The organism is Actinoplanes palleronii, assembly GCF_016862315.1.
Lineage (GTDB): Bacteria > Actinomycetota > Actinomycetes > Mycobacteriales > Micromonosporaceae > Actinoplanes > Actinoplanes palleronii.
This window is the reverse complement of sequence record NZ_BOMS01000175.1, coordinates 24,880-40,273: the sequence shown is the minus strand read 5'-3', so window position 1 is coordinate 40,273 and position 15,394 is coordinate 24,880. Positions and strand designations below refer to the sequence as shown.

Here is a 15,394-nt window from a genome sequence, read left to right as displayed (position 1 = left end):
GTGCACCGCGTGATGACACTCGGCCAGCCCGTGCGCGGACATGCCGCCGATAGGGCACGGTTGCGTCCGACCAAACGGCGGGGCGCCCGCCGGCTGCACCGTGATATCGACGCTGGCGGACTTGTCACGTGCCTGATCCCGCTCGCGAACTCGCCGACCTCCGCGCCTGGCTGGCCACCGCGCTCCGATTGACTCGCGCAGAGCCCCGACCTGCGGGCCTGACCGTTCTGTCCGTCCCACCGGACCGTGAATTGATCGATGAAGTTCGGAGGCTCCGGACGCTGGCCGACTATGCAGACGGGAACGATGGACAGCGTGTGCGGTGACGTCCTCTCCTGGACCGATTGATCGAAGCGCTGGCGGCGCAGGTCGACATCGCCGCCAGCCGTGCCCTCGCGCCGGAGGCTGCTGCGATGTTGGCCGAGTTGAGCAGGGCCGAGACTCGGTTGATCTTCGGTGCGGCGGGCCACCGTGTTCACTACGATGGCGCCGAACCGATAGCAAGGCTCATCAAGCTCCTGTCAGAAGTGCAACGCTCCGCAGCCGACCCAGACGCCGGCTTGCGTGCGGGCGACGAAGTGCACGTCGTTCAAGAGTTCCCGCCAATGGAAGCGCGAACCAGCGTCACTCGCGCGCCCTCATCTGCCGCCGAGAGGGTGCGGGCGATTTGCCTGGCGGTGACGCTCGGTGATTGACGTCAGGGCTGTTCAGACGTGCTGAACTGGCTCCCCTCTGCGCAAGACGTTGCATCGGGGTTCTAAGCTTGTCGTCGGCGGGTTCGGGAAGTGACTTCTCCGAAGAGCCGGTGTGGGGATGCAAGCTGGTCACGCTGGAGTTTGTTGACGTTCCCTGCTGTCCTCCCGAGCCCGTCGCCTTCGCCGCAGTAGCGTCGTTGACCATCTGCCGGTAGACGATGTCGGGCAGCCGCCGTTTCAGCGCCCGCACTGCTGCCATCGACGTCTTCCCGGCCGCTTTCTTGCGGTCGAAGTAGACGCGGCCTTCGGTCGGGTTGCGTGGTCGGCGGTGGGTGTTGGATCCGGCCCGGCTTTCACGCAGCAGTCCGGTGAGAGCCTCGCCAGTGTTGTCCAAGAAGCACAGCAGCGGATGGAACCCGAAGGTCTTCTTCCAGGTGCGGGTTGCTGATTCCTTCTCGGAGTGGCAGATCACGATGGTCGCGTCGATGTCCAGGACCGGGCCGCCAATCTACTGACCGGCCACTGTCGGCTGGGGCAGGTCGCCGCGGGTCTCGGCATGCTGGGCCCAGGCGACCTCACGGGCTTGTGCCCGGGCGCGGCGCAGATCGGTCAGTGCTGTGTCGTCGAGGTGGGCCAGCAGCCGCCACGCGGTCGGGTCGGAGACGACCGGGCCGAACAGGGTCTGCTGATGACACAGGACGGCCAGGTCGGCGGTGGCCTGGCCGCCGTCGGCGAGCATCACGGCCAGCTCGGCTGCGATCCGGCCGGGATCGTGGCCACGCTGCCGTTGCCGTAACCCGGCCAGAGCGAGGCTTAATACGCTGGTCAACCCGGTTGCGTCAGCCAGATCGGCAAGGAGCCGGGCGCCGGCGTGACCGACCACGCCCCGCCCGTCCCCGGACACGATGAGCTTCGGACGTGTTGCGGTAGCCCTCACCCCGCAAGTGCCTTCCGTGACTGGATATTGGACCCTTGGCAAGTCCTATTTTGCCTGATCAGAGGGCACTTAGCCATTTCCGGCCCAGTCCCTGGACACCACTGACGAAGGGCCGAGGCTAGGGGTCTCTGGGCGTCTGCTCGGCACGTGTTGCTCGTAGTACCGACCACCGCCCGCACGATGTCGGCGAGCGCGTTGTTCCCCTCCGCTCGCACGTAGTCGATTGTCTGGGCCGGCTCGGCGGCCCCGCGGCAAATTTGGCAACTGTTCCACAATGAGTGTCCCTGGTTCGGGTGCACAGTAAGAGACGGCTTGGGCGTTCCGCCGAGATTGATGCTTACATGACGGCGTGAGCGATTCTTTTGTGGATTCTTTTCGCGCGCTTGAGAAGTTGGCCAACATTAGTTAACGTGCTGTTCGATACGAGCCGTCGGCGGAATTACTACCCGCGAAAACCTGTCGGCACCTGACAATTACTCACCCTTCAAGGGGGTGTTCTCATGGACCCGCGCGACCCCTCAGCGGCTTTGTCCCGTGCTAACTTCCAGCGGATGGTGGACGCCCCGCCCAAGCGGTTCTACGCTCGCCTGCTGCGCCCTGAGGAAGAAGTACGGTTGCGTGTGGTAGACACCTACCGACCTGCCCCACGTCACAGGTCCGGCTACCTGGTCGACGTGGACGTGTAGGTGCCGTAGGGAAGACCGCCTCCTTCACCCTCCCGAGCCGAGTGGACGCCCGGAAACCGAGGCGCCGAGGTGACCGGCTCAGGCGTCCTTGTTGTCGACCCAACGGCAGAACGGGTCCGTGGTGTCCTCATCGCCCATCTCGGCGGGCTCCGACACGATCTCCAGTCCGGTCGCCGGGGCGGTGACACCGAAGGTGCGGTGCAGCCATTCCCGGAAGGGCGCATTGACGATCTCGTGGTCGGCGTCCCACGGTTCGGGCGGCGCGCCGAACTCGTCGTTCCAGCAGATCTCCCGGTAACCGATCGCCAGCAGCCGCAGGAAGTCGACCGCGTCGTCGGCGAGTACACACGTCATCATCGAACCGCTGCCCGAACCGAGATGAACGATCCTGACCCGTCCCTCACCGTCGCGCCACAGCGCGGCCATCGACCCCTCGCCGCCGGTCTGCGCGAACGGCCACAACCGTGCGGCCGCATCCGGGGCCGACTCATCGAACCAGGACTGTGCGTACGACAGGGTCTGCTCGGCGGTGTAGCCACGCAACCCGATCGACGTGCCCAACCCGCCGTTGTCGCTCAACGAGCCGTACAGATCCCCGTCGTGGCCAGCGTCGTGCTGAGGAAGTCACCCACGCCCGGCAGCGTACGAGATCACCTCGCCCTCCCACAGTCCCCACCGCACCGCATGGTCGCCGAGGCGCAGGGTGCCGCCGACCAGCTTTCAGAGTGGTCCGTTCGTCGACCGCCACAACGGCTGGCGCGTCTCGGCACGGTCCTTCGTCGACGCGGCTGATCCGGGGTCATGCCGGGTCCGGCGATCATTTCAGGGCTTGGCCGGCCGTGTTGAGGGCGGCACAGATCTGCGGAAGGACCGCACCGATCGGTTCCCGGATCACCGCGGTGGCGAGGTCGTCGTAGGGGGTCGGATCGCGGTTGACGATTACCAGGCGGTGGCCGGCGTTGACGGCCACCGCGCACAGCGAGGCGACCGGTTCGACCTGCAATGAGGTGCCGACGGCGAGCATGAGCTGAGCATTGGCGGCGATCCGTTCGGCCAGACCGGTGGTGGCAGGGTCGAGGTGCTCGCCGAACAGGACCACGTCGAGCTTCAGGATCGCTCCGCAGTCGATGCAACGCGGGTCGCTGTCGCCGGCCTCGACCCTCGTCAACGTCTGTTCGCTCGGCGTGCGTCGGCCGCAGCCGGTGCAGATCACCTGGTGCATCGTGCCGTGCAGTTCGAGCACCTTGCGCGGGCTGGAGCCGGCGCGCTGCTGCAACCCGTCGATGTTCTGTGTCAGGACACGCACCGCGACACCGGAGTGTTCCAGGTCGGCGAGCGCCCGGTGAGCCGTGTTCGGCTGGGCCCGCCAGGCCGGGTGGTCGTGGTAGGTGCGCCAGAACGCCGCCCGGACGCTGGCGTCGGCCATGAACGACTGGTACGTGAATGCCTTGACCAGCTCCGGATCGAGAGTCCACACGCCCGACGGTCCACGGTAGTCAGGGATCCCGGAATCCGTCGAGATTCCCGCGCCGGTGAGCACTGCCACCCGTTCCACTCCGTCGATCCAGTTCCCGATCATGGTGGTCGATCGTAGGACGTCGGTGTTGTCAGGACGAGGCAATAACGCGGGCTCGTGGCCCGGGGTCAGCTTGCTCGGCGCAGCGCCACGGCCGGGAAGTCGACCGGCACGCCGAGGGCGATGTTGACGTAGTTGGTGAACAGGTTGAGGGCGACCTGGGCGATCGTCTCGACGATCTGCTCGTCGCTCCAGCCGTGCGCGCGGACGGCCGCGATGTCCTCGGCCGCGATCTGGCCGTGCTCATCGACCAGTTTCAGGGCGAAGCCGAGCAGGGCGGCGGTACGGACGTCGCCGGACTCGCCGACCTGCGCGGCGGTGAGATCGTCGCTGCTCAGACCCGCCTTCTTACCGAGTACGGTGTGCGCGGCCAGGCAGTACTCGCACGAGTTGCGGTCCGCGACCGCCACGGCGATCTGTTCGCCCAGGGCCGCGCCGAGGGTGCCGCCGGAGGAGGATCACCACGATGAGAATCACCAACGAGGAACTGGTCGGCCGCGCCATCAAGGGGCGCCGGGACGAGGTCGTGCTCGCGACCAAGTTCGGTCTCGTTTCGCACACCGGCCGCCCCGGCGCGCCGATCGAAGAGACCGTCGGGGCGCTGGCCGCACGCCCGCGCAGATCGCCCTCGCCTGGCTGCTCTCCCAGGGCGACGACATCGTCCCCATCCCCGGCACCACGCGCATCGACCGGCTGGAGGAGAACGCCGCCGCCGACCGCATCAGCCTCGCCGACCGCCAGATCGCCCGACTGGGCACCCTGACGCCGGCCACCGGCGACCGCTACGACCCTCGATCACTGAGCGGATGGGGATCGTGACGCGCGGCCGCCTGCCGGGTGCCGGCGGGCCTCGCGTCGGCCGCAGCCAGGGGACGTGGCTCGTAGCCTACGGACGGGCGCTCGGTATTCGTACCATATGGGGTTTATCGGACGTGAGATGTCGCAGCCGGAGGTCAGCCGACCGGGAGTAGGGGCAGGCGGGCCGGGGGTGGCAGTGGGGGAGCGCCCGGCGACGCGCGGAAGCCCTGGATCTGCAGGGCGGCGAAGCGGCGGGCGGCGAGCAGGGCGTCGGCCGGGGATTCCGCGCGGACGCCGCTGTTGGCCTGCAGGACCAGGAGCAGGTCGCTGATGACGAAGTCGGAGCGTAGGTGGCCGGCGGCCTTGGCGCGGCGGGCGAGTTCGCCGACGGCGCGGAGCGTCTGCTCGCGGGTCGTGGTGAAGTCGATGGCGTGCGGGAACGCGGCCATGAACGCGGCGGTGAAACCCTGGTTGCCGGCGTGCAGTTCGCAGACCCGTTCGACCACTGTGCAGAAGCCGTGCCAGGGATCAGGATCGGACAGGCCGTCCTCGACGATCGACGTGCAGAGCGCCATCTGCTCCGCGAATGCCTCGATGACCAAGGCTTCCTTGGTGGGGAAGCGGCGGTAGAGGGTGGCCGGGCCGACCTCGGCGCGGCGGGCGATCTCGCGCATCGGGACGCCGAGACCATCGGCGCCGAACGCGGTGCGGGCGACGGCGAGGATCCGCTCCCGGTTGTCGCGCGCATCCGAGCGCAGCGTGTCCGGGCGCGGCGTCTCCAGCACCGGGAGGCGCGCCGATTTCTGAGGCAACTGACCGCTCACAGATCTCACTTTAGCTAACCGGACGGGGTGTTCCACTACCGTCCCGGGCATGAGAGCACTGCACTTCGCCGAGTACGGTCCGCCCAGCGTGCTGCGGGTCGCCGACGTTCCGGAACCGCACGCCGGGCCGGGGGAGATCCGGATCGCGGTCCGGGCGTCGGGTGTCACCCCGTCCGATGCCGCGGTCCGCTCCGGGCGGTTCCGCGACTTCATGCCACTGGCGCTTCCGCACATCCTCGGCGTGGACGCGGCCGGCATCGTCGACGAGGTCGGCGCCGGCGTGGCCGATGTCGGTCAGGGTGCCGAGGTGTTCGGGATGGTCGACCTGGCCCGGCTGGGCGGTGCGAACGCGGAGTACGCCGTGCTGGCCGCCTGGACGGCCAAGCCCGCCGCGCTGACCTGGACCGAGGCCGGCGGCGCGGCCGCGAACGTGGAGACCGCCACCCGCGTGCTCGACCGGCTCGGCGTCACGAACGGCACCACGCTGCTGATCGAGGGCGCGGCCGGCGGGGTCGGAACGGTCGCGGTGCAGCTCGCGGTGGCGCGCGGAGCGACCGTGATCGGCACCGCGAGTGCGGGCAACCACGAGTTCCTGGCGTCGCTGGGTGCGCGGCCGACGACCTACGGGCCGGGGCTGGACACCCGGGTCCCGGCCGGCGTCGACGTGGTGTTCGACTGCGCGGGCAAGGGGTCGCTGCCCGACCTGGTGAAGCTGGTGGGCAGTGCGGACCGGGTGGTGACCGTTGCTGATCTGAACGCGGCCGCGTCTGGGGTTCATCTGTCGCGCTCCGCCGGGCCCGGTGCTGATCCGCAGGCGCTGCACGGGCTGGCGGTGGCGGCGGGGCTGGCGGAGCAGGGGCGGTTCACGGTTCCGGTGGCGGCGGTGTTCGCGCTGGACGAGGCGGCTGAGGCGCATCGGTTGAGCGAGACCGGCCACGCCCGCGGGAAGATCGTCCTGACTTCCTGAGGGGCGGCTGGTGCTCAGGGGTGTCTCGGCGGGTGGGAGGCACCCCTCAGTGCCAGCCGGATACGGCGGACGGGCCGTGGTTGGCGAATTCGAAGAGGCGGTTGAAGGTGACGTCGTCGAGGTCGCGGCCCTCGTCGACCCTGGCCAGAAACGGTCGGCTGGTCGTCGCGGCCGGGGCCCACGGTGCGGCCACGTCGAATCCCGCGCCCAGGTAGCTGTCGCGGATCAGCAGCTGGCCGTTCGGGGTGATGCCCGGTAGGTAGCCGGTCGTGCTCGCGCCCTGGTCCCAGGCCCGGCCGAAGCGGCCGGTCGGCGCGGCCCGATAGCCCGCGTCCGCGACGAGGCGGGACTTGGTGACCAGGAAGCCGTACCGGAAATGGGGTGCGGTGTTCGGCGCGAAGATCACGCCGCCGGAGTTCTTGCGCGACGAGACCAGGCGGAATTCACAGTGGTCGAAGACCGCGGCGGCCCGGCCGAAGACGAAGTCGGTGTCGCCCTCGACATAGGTGTGACGCACCGCGACGCGCGCGATCCGGTCCACGTCGGCGGCGTTCGCGAGGAACGTGTCCTGGCGGCTGATCAACCGCATGCCCTCCAGCTGGGTACGGTCGGCGTCGGTGCGCAGCGCGAGCGCCTGGTGCGTGCCGCGGTCCACCGTGTCCAGCAGCGTGTTGGTGATCGTCAGGCCTTTGAGCTGCAGGTCGGTGCTCTGCGCCCAGACCACCGTGGCGCACAGCGCGGCGGTCGCGGTGGTCTTGGTGGCGCACGACTGGAACATCGGCCAGGCCGGATCGCCTTCGGCGTAGCGGCCGCCGGCGTTGACCTGTTCCGCCCACTGGGCCGGGGTGATGGTGGCGTCCACGGTGAACTCGAGGTTCACGGCGCGGGCGGGGCCGTCACCGTAGATGGTCAGCGGCGGGCCGCCGGCCGGGATGAAGACCGTGCCGGTGTACGTGCCCGGCCGGACCGCTATGGATCGGCGCTGGGTGCCGCCGGCGCGGTAGGCGGCGTTCACCGCCTGCTGCACGTCGGCGAAGCCGTGCCGGCCGCCGACCACGAAGTCCGCCCGTCGCGGTGTGCTGATCGGTTGCGGTCGCCACGGGTCGGCGATCGGATTGTCGTACGGCCCGGAGTACCCGAAGTAGCTCTCCGCGGTGTACGGCGCGGCCTCGGCGGGGGACAGGATCGGCCGGGCGGGAGTGCCCGGCGCGGCCAGCAGCGTCGCCAGCATCAACAGGACGGTCTTCATCACGACTCCTCAGCAGGAATGCGCTTTCCCGCAGCCACCATACTGTCGATGGCGGTCTATGTCAGCGGGTGCGGGATGAATCCGCCGGGGCGGGGTATCCCCAGGGTCATGGCTGCCGAGAAGAGTGACGACCCGTGGGCATCCTGACCGTCAACGCCGGCTCCAGCAGACTGCACCTGGTCATGGTCGACGGCGATCGCGCCGGCGACCGGTGCGACCTGTCCGACCCGTCCGAGGGCGCCGCCGACATCGTCCGGGAGTTCGTCCGCGGCCGGCCGGTCCCGGACGCCGTCGCGCACCGGCTGGTGCACGGCGGTGAGCTGGTCCGCCGGCCGATGATCGTCGACGATCGGCTGCGGGCCGGGCTGGACGAGGTCGCCGCGCTGGCACCGCTGCACGTGCCCCCCGCGCTGGCCCTGCTCGACACGCTGCGCGAGCTGCTGCCCGCCGTGCCGCACGTGGTCTGCCCGGACACCGCGTTCCACGCCGATCTGCCGGCGCATGCCGCGACGTTCCCGCTGCCCGCCGAGTGGCGCGAGCGCTGGGGCCTGCGGCGGTACGGGTTCCACGGGCTCTCCTACGCGTACGCCGCGGAACGCGCCGCCGACCTGCTCGGCCACCCGGTCGGCGAACTGCAGATGGTGCTGGCGCACCTCGGCGGCGGCGCGTCGGTCTGCGCGGTCCGCAACGGCCGCAGCGTCGACACGTCGATGGGCTTCACCCCGCTGGACGGCGTGCCGATGAGCACACGCTCCGGCGCGGTCGACCCGGGCCTGCTGCTGTGGCTGCTCGACGGCCGGTTGGCCCGCGAGGAGCTCAGCGACGGGCTCTACCACCGGTCCGGGCTGCTCGGGCTCTCCGGCGGGCGCTCCGGTGACACCCGCGAGCTGGTCGGCGATCCGGCGCTGGACGTGTTCACCCACCGGGTCCGCCGGGAGATCGCGGCCGCGGCGACCTCGCTGGACCGCCTGGACGCGGTGGTGTTCACCGGCGAGATCGGCTGGGACCAGCCCGAAGTACGCCAGGCCATCTGCGCCGGGCTGGGCCTGCTCGGCGTGTGCCCGCCGATCACCGGCAACCGGGAGAGCGACGGCCCGATCAGCGCGGCCGAGGCGAAAATCGCGGTCCTGGTGGTGGAACCGCGCGAGGAGCTGCAGCTGGCCCGCGAGGCCGGTGCCGTGACCGGCCGATAGAGTCCCAGGCCATGACCGCTCTCGCTCGGCTCCTGGCCTCGGAGAACAACACGAGCGACCTGCTCGCGTACCTGATCGAACTCGACGCCACCCCGCTCGTCGCCGTGCTCGGCCTGCCACCCGGCACGTATGCCGCGTCGCGGGAGGTGCGCACCGGCGGACGGCGCAGCCGCCTCGACCTGGTGGTGCACCGCGAGGGTTCCCGGGAACCGGTGGCCGTGCTCGAAGTGAAGGGCGCCGCCGGCGAACACGGCGATCAGCTCGCGCGGTACGCGGAGTGGGCGCCGTCGGCGAAGTTGTTCTACTGCACCCTCGACGGGACCGCGACCGCGGCGCCGGCTCCGTGGCAGCCGCTCAGCCTGGTCGCGCTGTTCGGGGCGTGGCACGGCAGTTCACACGTGTACGCCGCCTGGCTGGCCGACGAGATCGCCGGCGTGCTGGGCCCCTGGAACCAGGAGGCCGACGGCGTGATCGGTGCGTCGACCGGGCCGTACGTGGCGAACCTGGTGACCCGGCGCACCGCGGCCGAGGTCGGTGGCGTGGCCGGCAGCACCACCCCCGGCATGCCGATGCTGGTGGTCTTCCGGCCGCACCCGGGTGGGGGCGCGGACGCGCGGATCGGCGTCGACGTGCGCTGCAACAACCTGAACAACCCGGCCGAGTCGTGGCTGTTCCGGCCGTTCGTGCAGGTCGGCACGTGGGCTGATCCGACGCCGGCCGCCAAGCTCGCCGTCCAGCCGCTGGCGGCCGCGCTGCAGGACGCGCTGACCTGGCCCGCGATCCGCCAGGTGGTCACGGACCCGGGTGTGCTGAACCCCGGCGGGAACGACGGCCTGCGCAACCCGCCGGGCGGGACCCAGCCGGTCTTCTACGACGACCGGGGCGTACGCCTGGCCACCCAGTTCAAGGTCGACGTCACCCGGGTCACCCGCTTCGACCTGGCCGCCATGATCACCGCCGTGCTCGACCACCTGGAGGCGGCTACCACCGTAGGTGTACCCGCGGTTACCACCGGCGAGTGACGTGCGGGGACGTCCCCGCCCGTACGGTTGGATCATGCGTCCGTGGCTGTCGAACTGGTCGGTGGCGGTCACGGCCGGTGTGCTGACCGCGGCCGGCGCCGTCAGTGGCCTCGGCCGGCACCGGATCCCGCTCGAAGCCGACCTGGCCTCCGCGGCCGGGATGGTCCTGGCGATCGGGTTCAGCCCGGTCGCCCCGCTGCCGGTGCTGGCCGTGGTGACGGTGACCGCCGTCGTCTACGAGGCGCTCGGCTGGGGCAGCCCGGTGCTGACCTTCGCGATGATCGCCGCGCTGTACCACCTGGCCCTGCGCCACAGCCGCCGGTTCGCCTGGACCGCCGCGGCGCTCGCCGGTGGCTGCTGGTGGGCGGCGACCGCGATCGACGCGCCGTCGCAGCTGTGGTCGCTGCCGAGCCTGAGCTCGTTCGCCTGGGCCGGGCTCGCGGTGGCGTTCGGCGACTCGGTGCGCAACCGGCGCGCGTACGTCGCCGAGGTCGAGGACCGGGCCCGGCGCGCCGAGCAGAGCCGCGAGGACGAGGTGCGCCACCGGGTCGCCGAGGAACGGTTGCGGATCGCCCGGGAGCTGCACGACGTGGTCGCGCACCACATGGCCGTGATCAACGTGCAGGCCGGCGCGGCGGTCTACGCGCTGTCGCGGCAGCCCGAGGCCGCCGAACCGCCGCTGAACCACATCCGGCGCGCGTCCGGGGTGGTGCTCAAGGAGCTGGCCGCGATCGTCGGGCTGCTGCGCCAGCCGGGTGATACCGAGGCGGAGCACCAGCCGCAGCCCGGCCTCGATCGGCTGCCGGAGCTGCTGGAGACGTTCACGGCGTCCGGCGCGCGGATCACGTTCGAGCAGGTCGGCGACGTGCGGCCGCTGCCGGCGAGCGGGAACCTGGCCGCCTATCGGATCACCCAGGAAGCGCTGACGAACGCGCGCAAGCACGGCGACGGCGGGACCGTGTCGGTGCGGGTCACCTTCGAGCGGGATCGGCTGGTGATCGAGGTGAGCAACGGCGTACCGGAAAAGGTCGTGCCGGGCGCGGGCGGCTTCGGCCTGATCGGCATGCGGGAGCGCGCCGCCGCCGCGGGCGGCACCATCGGGACGGCCAAAACCGGTCAAGGGCCTTTTATCGTACGGGCGGAGCTACCCGCCCCCTGGCAGCACGAGGAGTGACCGTGACCATCCGGGTTCTGCTGGCCGACGACCAGACCCTGATCCGGGCCGGGTTCCGCCTGATCATCGACCTGGCCGACGGCATGGAGGTGGTCGGTGAGGCCGCCGACGGTGGCGAGGCGGTCGAGCTGGCCCGCTCCGAGCGCGCCGACGTGGTGCTCATGGACATCCGGATGCCGCGCGTCGACGGTGTCGAGGCGACCCGCCGGATCAGCGCGGATCCGCAGCTCAGTGGCGTGAAAATCGTCGTGCTGACCACGTTCGACGCGGATCAGAACGTGCTCGCCGCGCTGCGGGCCGGCGCCAGCGGCTTCCTCAGCAAGGACGTCGAGCCGGAGGAACTGCTGCGCGCGATCCGGGTGGTCACCGCCGGCGAGGCGCTGCTGACCCCGCGGGCGACGAAGGGGCTCATCGACCGGCTGCTGTCCCCGGACGACCAGCCGCTGCGGGTGCCACCGGAGCTGGAGCTGCTCACCGACCGTGAACGCGAAGTGGTCCGGCTGGTGACCCTGGGCCGGTCGAACGAGGACATCGCCGCGCTGCTGGTCCTCTCGCCGCTGACCGCCAAGACCCACGTGCACCGGGCGATGACCAAGCTCGGCGTCCGCGACCGCGCCCAGCTCGTGGTGATCGGCTACCAGAGCGGCCTGGTCCGCCCCGGCGAACGCGCCTGATCCGGTACGCCTACCGAGCGCCCGGTAGGCCACGAGCCACGTCCCGCCCGTGCGGCCGACGCGACGCCGCGTCACCCCGGACCGCAGCGCGCTCCCCCGTCTCCGGCTGGTCCTCCGGGGTGTCTCACCGTACCCAAGGCACCTCGGGAAACCAGCCGGCGTCCGGAGGTGCGCAGCGGTCCGGAGTGGCTGCGGCCTCGCGGGTGAATGGCGGTCAGGGGATGCGGGTGAGGACGTCGGCCATGATCTTGACGGCCAGGTCGACCTGGGCGCGGTCGTAGCCGCGCAGGGAGGCGCCGAACTCCGCGCCGGTGAGCGCGTCGCGGGCCGCCGTGCGGGCGAGCTGGCTGCCCGAGCTCACCGCGTCCTGGGCCTGGGTGAAGAGCTTGTCCACTGCGAACCGGTCGTAGCCGCGCAGGACCACCAGGAAGTCAATCGCCATGGTCAAGAAGGTAGCAAGGCGGCAAAATATCGGCCTAAACCATAGCCACTGGTGAATCCCTTGATCGTTTCGGGCGCCCTTGTACAAATCATTCTTCTCGCTTACGGTCGGCCGTGGCCGGACACAATGGAGGACCCATGTCTGAAACGGTTCCCGTCTACCCGTTCGCTCACCCCGCGGCCCTCGAACCGTCCCCGGAATGGGAGCGGTTGCGCGACGAGTGCCCGGTGTCCCGGGTCCGGATGGTCAGCGGCGACGAAGCCCTGCTGCTCACCCGGTATGCCGATGTCCGCGAGCTGCTCGCCGACCCGCGCTTCACGCACAGCCTGACCGCGCCGGACGCCGCCAAGGTCTCCACGGCTGACGACGGCGGCGTGTTCAGCAGCGAGAACTCGGCGATGACGGCCGGCCCCGACCACCCGCGCTGGCGCCGGATGATGAACAAGTCGTTCACCGTCAAACGGGTCACCGCGATGCGCCCCCGGATCGAGGAGATCGCGCACCAATTGATCGACGACATGCTCGCCGGTGGGCAGCCCGGCGATCTGCAGTCGGCGCTCGGTTTCCCGCTTCCGGTCTTCGTCATCTGTGAACTGCTCGGCGTCGACCCCGGATATCGCGACAAGTTCTCCCACTGGTCCGACGCCATGCTGAACCTGACCAAATACGATCAGGACGAGCTGACCACCGCGGCCGCCGAGTTCCAGGCGTTCATGGTCCAGCACGTGCAGGACAAGCGGTCCAAGCCCGGCGACGACCTGCTCAGCGAGCTGGCCGCGGTGGTCGACAGCCAGGACGGCCGGTTGTCCGAGGAGGAGCTGGTCATCACGGCGCAGGGCCTGCTGGTCGCCGGGCACGAGACCACCGCCAACATGATCGGCAAGATGGTCTCGATGCTGCTCGCCGACCGCCCGCGCCGCTGGGAACGGCTGCTCGACGACCGCGGCCTGATCAACTCGGCGGTCGAGGAGTCGCTGCGCTTCGACGCCAACCCCGGCTTCGGCCTGCCCCGTTACATCTCCGAGGACATCGAGGTGGCCGGCTGCCCGATCGCGGCGGGCACCACCGTGGTGGTGAGCATGGCCTCGGGCAACCGGGACGAGCGGGCGTACCCGGAGGCCGGCGAGATGCTGATCGACCGGGTGCCGAACCCGCACCTGGCGTTCGGCGTGGGCCCGCACTCCTGCCTCGGCCAGGCCCTGGCCCGCACCGAGTTGCAGGTGGTCCTCGCGGTGCTGCTCGACCGGTTGCCCACCCTCGAGCTGGCCGTGCCGGCCGGGGAGCTGCGCCGGCGGGACGGGCTGATCGTCGGTGGCCTCGAGGAGGTGCCGGTCCGGTGGTGAAGCGGATCGAGTTCGACGAGCCCAAGTGCATCGCCGCCGGTCAGTGCGTGATGACCGCCCCGGAGGTCTTCGACCAGCGCGACGAGGACGGCGTGGCGATCGTTCTGCAGCCGGTCCCGGCTCCGGAGCACTGGGACGCGGTCCGCGACGCGGTCGCGATCTGCCCGGCGGCCGCGCTGCTACTGGTCGATATCTGACAGAGATCGTCCGGCGGCACGAATGGAGGAGGTTCGGACACCGGAGCGCGGGTTACAACTTCAGGCATGAAGCGCGCCGCGATCGTCCTGCTCTCCACGCCCCTGCTGTTCGCCGCCGGTTGTTCCGCGTCGTCGCAGCCCAGCTCCGCGCCGGCCGCACCGCCGGCGGTGTCACCGACGACATCAGCGACCGGAAAAGCGACCGCGACAACGAGCGCAGCAACGACCGCAACAGCAACCGCGACAGCGACCGGAAAGGCATCCGGGAAACCGGCCGCGACCCCGCGGTGCCACACCGGCGACCTGAAGCTCAAGATCGGTGACGGCAGCGGCGCGGCCGGCACGTCCTACGTCGCGCTGCTGTTCACCAACGCCTCCGACCACACCTGCACCCTGTACGGATACCCCGGCGTCTCCTGGGTCACCGGCGACCAGGGCACGCAGGTCGGCTCGCCGTTCAAGCGGGGCGGCACCCAGAAGAAGGTCACCGTCACCCTCAAGCCGGGCAAGGCCGCGCACACCATCGTGCAGAGCTCGGACGCCGGGTTCTTCGACGCCGCCGAGTGCAAGCCGACCGCGGTGCGCGGCCTGCGCGTCTACCCGCCGGACGAGACCGCCTCGGTGTTCGTCAGCTCCACCGGCAACCAGTGCGCCGCGGAGGGCGTCGACGTCGGCACGATCTGGGCGATCACGCCGGGCACCAAGCTGGACCCGTCGTAAACGGTCACGGCCGGTCCCGGACCACCTCGGCCACCAGGCCGTTGGCGGCGATGTCCGCGACCGGGGGGCGCGGCTGCGGCGCGTCCTCGGGCCACCACTGCGACACCGACTGCACGCCCGGCGCCACCAGCCGCAGGTCCGGATGGGTGAACAGGGCGGTCAGTTCGGCGCCGGTGCGGTCCTGCCACTGGCGTTCCATCACCTTGCGCAGCGCGGTGATCTGCTCGGCCGGCATGTACTCCGGCGTCGCGTTCGAGGCGGCGACGATACTGCCGGCCGGCAGCGCGCCGATCAGGGTGTCCAGGATGGCTCGCGGATCGTCGTCGTCGCGGATGAAGTGCAGCACGGCGATCAGCAGCAGACCGACCGGCTGGGACAGGTCGAGGGTGGCCCGCAGGCCGGGGTCGTCCAGGATCTCGGCCGGCCGGCGCAGGTCGGCCTCGATGTAGGTGGTCCGGCCCTGCGGCGCGCCGGTCAGCAGCGCCCGGGCGTGCACCAGCACCAGCGGGTCGTTGTCGACGTAGACGATCCGCGCGGACGCGTCGGTCTCCTGGGCGATCTCGTGGGTGTTCGGCGAGGTCGGGATGCCGGTGCCGATGTCGAGGAACTGCCGGATGCCCTGCCGCGCCATGAACCGCACCGCGCGGTGCATGAAGTACCGGTTCTCCAGGGCGCTCAGCCGGGCCGTCGGGTGACGTTTCTCGATCTCGTCGGCGGACTGCCGGTCGGCCTCGAAGTTGTCCTTGCCGCCGAGCAGATAGTCGTAGCGCCGGGCCGGATGGGCTACCGACGTGTCGATCCTGGAGCTTTTCAACGGATCCGTCACGACAGGTCCCCTTCCGCACCGCGTACCTGAAACAGGAAGATCGTAGTCAATTCGTCCGCGCCGCGCTGCCC

At 70.4% G+C, this 15,394-nt stretch carries 16 protein-coding genes and 2 pseudogenes; 10 read left to right on the top strand and 8 right to left on the bottom strand.

The window, feature by feature from the left end; all coding sequences use genetic code 11:
* The first annotated feature begins 344 nt into the window (after window positions 1-344).
* The gene (locus tag Apa02nite_RS47980; protein WP_203831110.1) at window positions 345-695 is read left to right on the top strand and encodes a hypothetical protein; all 351 of its coding nucleotides are present in this window, start codon (window positions 345-347) and stop codon (window positions 693-695) included.
* Window positions 696-1,026: 331 nt separating this feature from the next.
* Here the strand turns inward: Apa02nite_RS47980 and Apa02nite_RS47975 are convergent.
* From Apa02nite_RS47975 to Apa02nite_RS47960, 4 genes and pseudogenes are all read right to left on the bottom strand, one after another.
* Window positions 1,027-1,632 (bottom strand): annotated as a pseudogene (locus Apa02nite_RS47975) (transposase); the annotation flags it as partial.
* 764 nt (window positions 1,633-2,396) lie between these two features.
* Window positions 2,397-2,897: a hypothetical protein gene (locus tag Apa02nite_RS47970; RefSeq protein WP_239165087.1), complete on the bottom strand. Its 501-nt coding sequence runs from the start codon at window positions 2,895-2,897 to the stop codon at window positions 2,397-2,399.
* Window positions 2,898-3,135: 238 nt separating this feature from the next.
* Entirely contained in the window at window positions 3,136-3,897 is a 762-nt protein-coding gene (locus Apa02nite_RS47965) for an SIR2 family NAD-dependent protein deacylase (RefSeq protein ID WP_203831109.1), read from the bottom strand.
* Window positions 3,898-3,962: 65 nt separating this feature from the next.
* Window positions 3,963-4,331: pseudogene (locus Apa02nite_RS47960) on the bottom strand (carboxymuconolactone decarboxylase family protein); the annotation flags it as partial.
* On the opposite strand from Apa02nite_RS47960, the gene Apa02nite_RS52265 reads away from it, so the two are divergent.
* A complete protein-coding gene (locus Apa02nite_RS52265) occupies window positions 4,213-4,713 on the top strand; it encodes an aldo/keto reductase (RefSeq protein ID WP_307872050.1) in 501 nt (166 codons plus the stop codon). The pseudogene Apa02nite_RS47960 and the gene Apa02nite_RS52265 overlap by 119 nt on opposite strands.
* A 134-nt stretch (window positions 4,714-4,847) precedes the next feature.
* Here Apa02nite_RS52265 and Apa02nite_RS47950 read toward each other — a convergent pair whose 3' ends face one another.
* Window positions 4,848-5,516 (bottom strand): TetR/AcrR family transcriptional regulator, encoded by a 669-nt coding sequence (locus Apa02nite_RS47950; RefSeq protein WP_239165085.1) that lies wholly within the window; start codon window positions 5,514-5,516, stop codon window positions 4,848-4,850.
* 49 nt (window positions 5,517-5,565) lie between these two features.
* Between Apa02nite_RS47950 and Apa02nite_RS47945 the strand changes: the two genes are divergently transcribed.
* Complete coding sequence (locus Apa02nite_RS47945; protein ID WP_203831106.1) at window positions 5,566-6,483, top strand: NADP-dependent oxidoreductase; 918 nt, start codon at window positions 5,566-5,568, stop codon at window positions 6,481-6,483.
* Window positions 6,484-6,529: 46 nt separating this feature from the next.
* Here the strand turns inward: Apa02nite_RS47945 and Apa02nite_RS47940 are convergent, their stop codons facing one another.
* On the bottom strand, window positions 6,530-7,732 hold the full coding sequence (locus tag Apa02nite_RS47940) for a putative acyl-CoA thioester hydrolase (RefSeq protein WP_203831105.1): 1,203 nt from the start codon (window positions 7,730-7,732) through the stop codon (window positions 6,530-6,532).
* Window positions 7,733-7,866: 134 nt separating this feature from the next.
* Here Apa02nite_RS47940 and Apa02nite_RS47935 point away from each other — a divergent pair, with 134 nt between their 5' ends.
* From Apa02nite_RS47935 to Apa02nite_RS47920, 4 genes are read left to right on the top strand one after another with little or no spacing between them, the layout of a single operon-like run.
* The gene (locus Apa02nite_RS47935) at window positions 7,867-8,925 is read left to right on the top strand and encodes an acetate/propionate family kinase (protein ID WP_203831104.1); all 1,059 of its coding nucleotides are present in this window, start codon (window positions 7,867-7,869) and stop codon (window positions 8,923-8,925) included.
* An 11-nt stretch (window positions 8,926-8,936) separates the two neighbouring features.
* Window positions 8,937-9,947 (top strand): PDDEXK-like family protein, encoded by a 1,011-nt coding sequence (locus Apa02nite_RS47930; protein ID WP_203831103.1) that lies wholly within the window; start codon window positions 8,937-8,939, stop codon window positions 9,945-9,947.
* A gap of 34 nt (window positions 9,948-9,981) precedes the next feature.
* A complete protein-coding gene (locus tag Apa02nite_RS47925) occupies window positions 9,982-11,121 on the top strand; it encodes a sensor histidine kinase (protein ID WP_203831102.1) in 1,140 nt (379 codons plus the stop codon).
* A 2-nt stretch (window positions 11,122-11,123) separates the two neighbouring features.
* A complete protein-coding gene (locus tag Apa02nite_RS47920) occupies window positions 11,124-11,795 on the top strand; it encodes a response regulator transcription factor (RefSeq protein ID WP_203831101.1) in 672 nt (223 codons plus the stop codon).
* Window positions 11,796-12,009: 214 nt separating this feature from the next.
* Here the strand turns inward: Apa02nite_RS47920 and Apa02nite_RS47915 are convergent, their stop codons facing one another.
* On the bottom strand, window positions 12,010-12,237 hold the full coding sequence (locus tag Apa02nite_RS47915; RefSeq protein WP_067685464.1) for a hypothetical protein: 228 nt from the start codon (window positions 12,235-12,237) through the stop codon (window positions 12,010-12,012).
* A gap of 137 nt (window positions 12,238-12,374) precedes the next feature.
* On the opposite strand from Apa02nite_RS47915, the gene Apa02nite_RS47910 reads away from it, so the two are divergent.
* From Apa02nite_RS47910 to Apa02nite_RS47900, 3 genes are all read left to right on the top strand, one after another.
* A complete protein-coding gene (locus Apa02nite_RS47910) occupies window positions 12,375-13,580 on the top strand; it encodes a cytochrome P450 (RefSeq protein ID WP_203831100.1) in 1,206 nt (401 codons plus the stop codon).
* A complete protein-coding gene (locus tag Apa02nite_RS47905; protein ID WP_083970931.1) occupies window positions 13,574-13,777 on the top strand; it encodes a ferredoxin in 204 nt (67 codons plus the stop codon). Before Apa02nite_RS47910 ends, Apa02nite_RS47905 begins: the two co-directional genes overlap by 7 nt.
* A gap of 66 nt (window positions 13,778-13,843) precedes the next feature.
* Window positions 13,844-14,497 (top strand): DUF4232 domain-containing protein, encoded by a 654-nt coding sequence (locus Apa02nite_RS47900; protein ID WP_203831099.1) that lies wholly within the window; start codon window positions 13,844-13,846, stop codon window positions 14,495-14,497.
* 4 nt (window positions 14,498-14,501) lie between these two features.
* Here the strand turns inward: Apa02nite_RS47900 and Apa02nite_RS47895 are convergent, their stop codons facing one another.
* A complete protein-coding gene (locus Apa02nite_RS47895; RefSeq protein ID WP_203831098.1) occupies window positions 14,502-15,323 on the bottom strand; it encodes an SAM-dependent methyltransferase in 822 nt (273 codons plus the stop codon).
* Window positions 15,324-15,394: the final 71 nt, after the last annotated feature.

Bases quoted from the DNA above. Each gene is read 5' to 3' on its own strand.
- Apa02nite_RS47965 (WP_203831109.1), bottom strand. From the start codon at position 3,897: ATGATCGGGAACTGGATCGACGGAGTGGAACGGGTGGCAGTGCTCACC.
- Apa02nite_RS47910 (WP_203831100.1), top strand. From the start codon at position 12,375: ATGTCTGAAACGGTTCCCGTCTACCCGTTCGCTCACCCCGCGGCCCTC.
- Apa02nite_RS47930 (WP_203831103.1), top strand. From the start codon at position 8,937: ATGACCGCTCTCGCTCGGCTCCTGGCCTCGGAGAACAACACGAGCGAC.
- Apa02nite_RS47915 (WP_067685464.1), bottom strand. From the start codon at position 12,237: ATGGCGATTGACTTCCTGGTGGTCCTGCGCGGCTACGACCGGTTCGCA.
- Apa02nite_RS47900 (WP_203831099.1), top strand. From the start codon at position 13,844: ATGAAGCGCGCCGCGATCGTCCTGCTCTCCACGCCCCTGCTGTTCGCC.
- Apa02nite_RS47940 (WP_203831105.1), bottom strand. From the start codon at position 7,732: ATGAAGACCGTCCTGTTGATGCTGGCGACGCTGCTGGCCGCGCCGGGC.
- Apa02nite_RS47925 (WP_203831102.1), top strand. From the start codon at position 9,982: ATGCGTCCGTGGCTGTCGAACTGGTCGGTGGCGGTCACGGCCGGTGTG.
- Apa02nite_RS47945 (WP_203831106.1), top strand. From the start codon at position 5,566: ATGAGAGCACTGCACTTCGCCGAGTACGGTCCGCCCAGCGTGCTGCGG.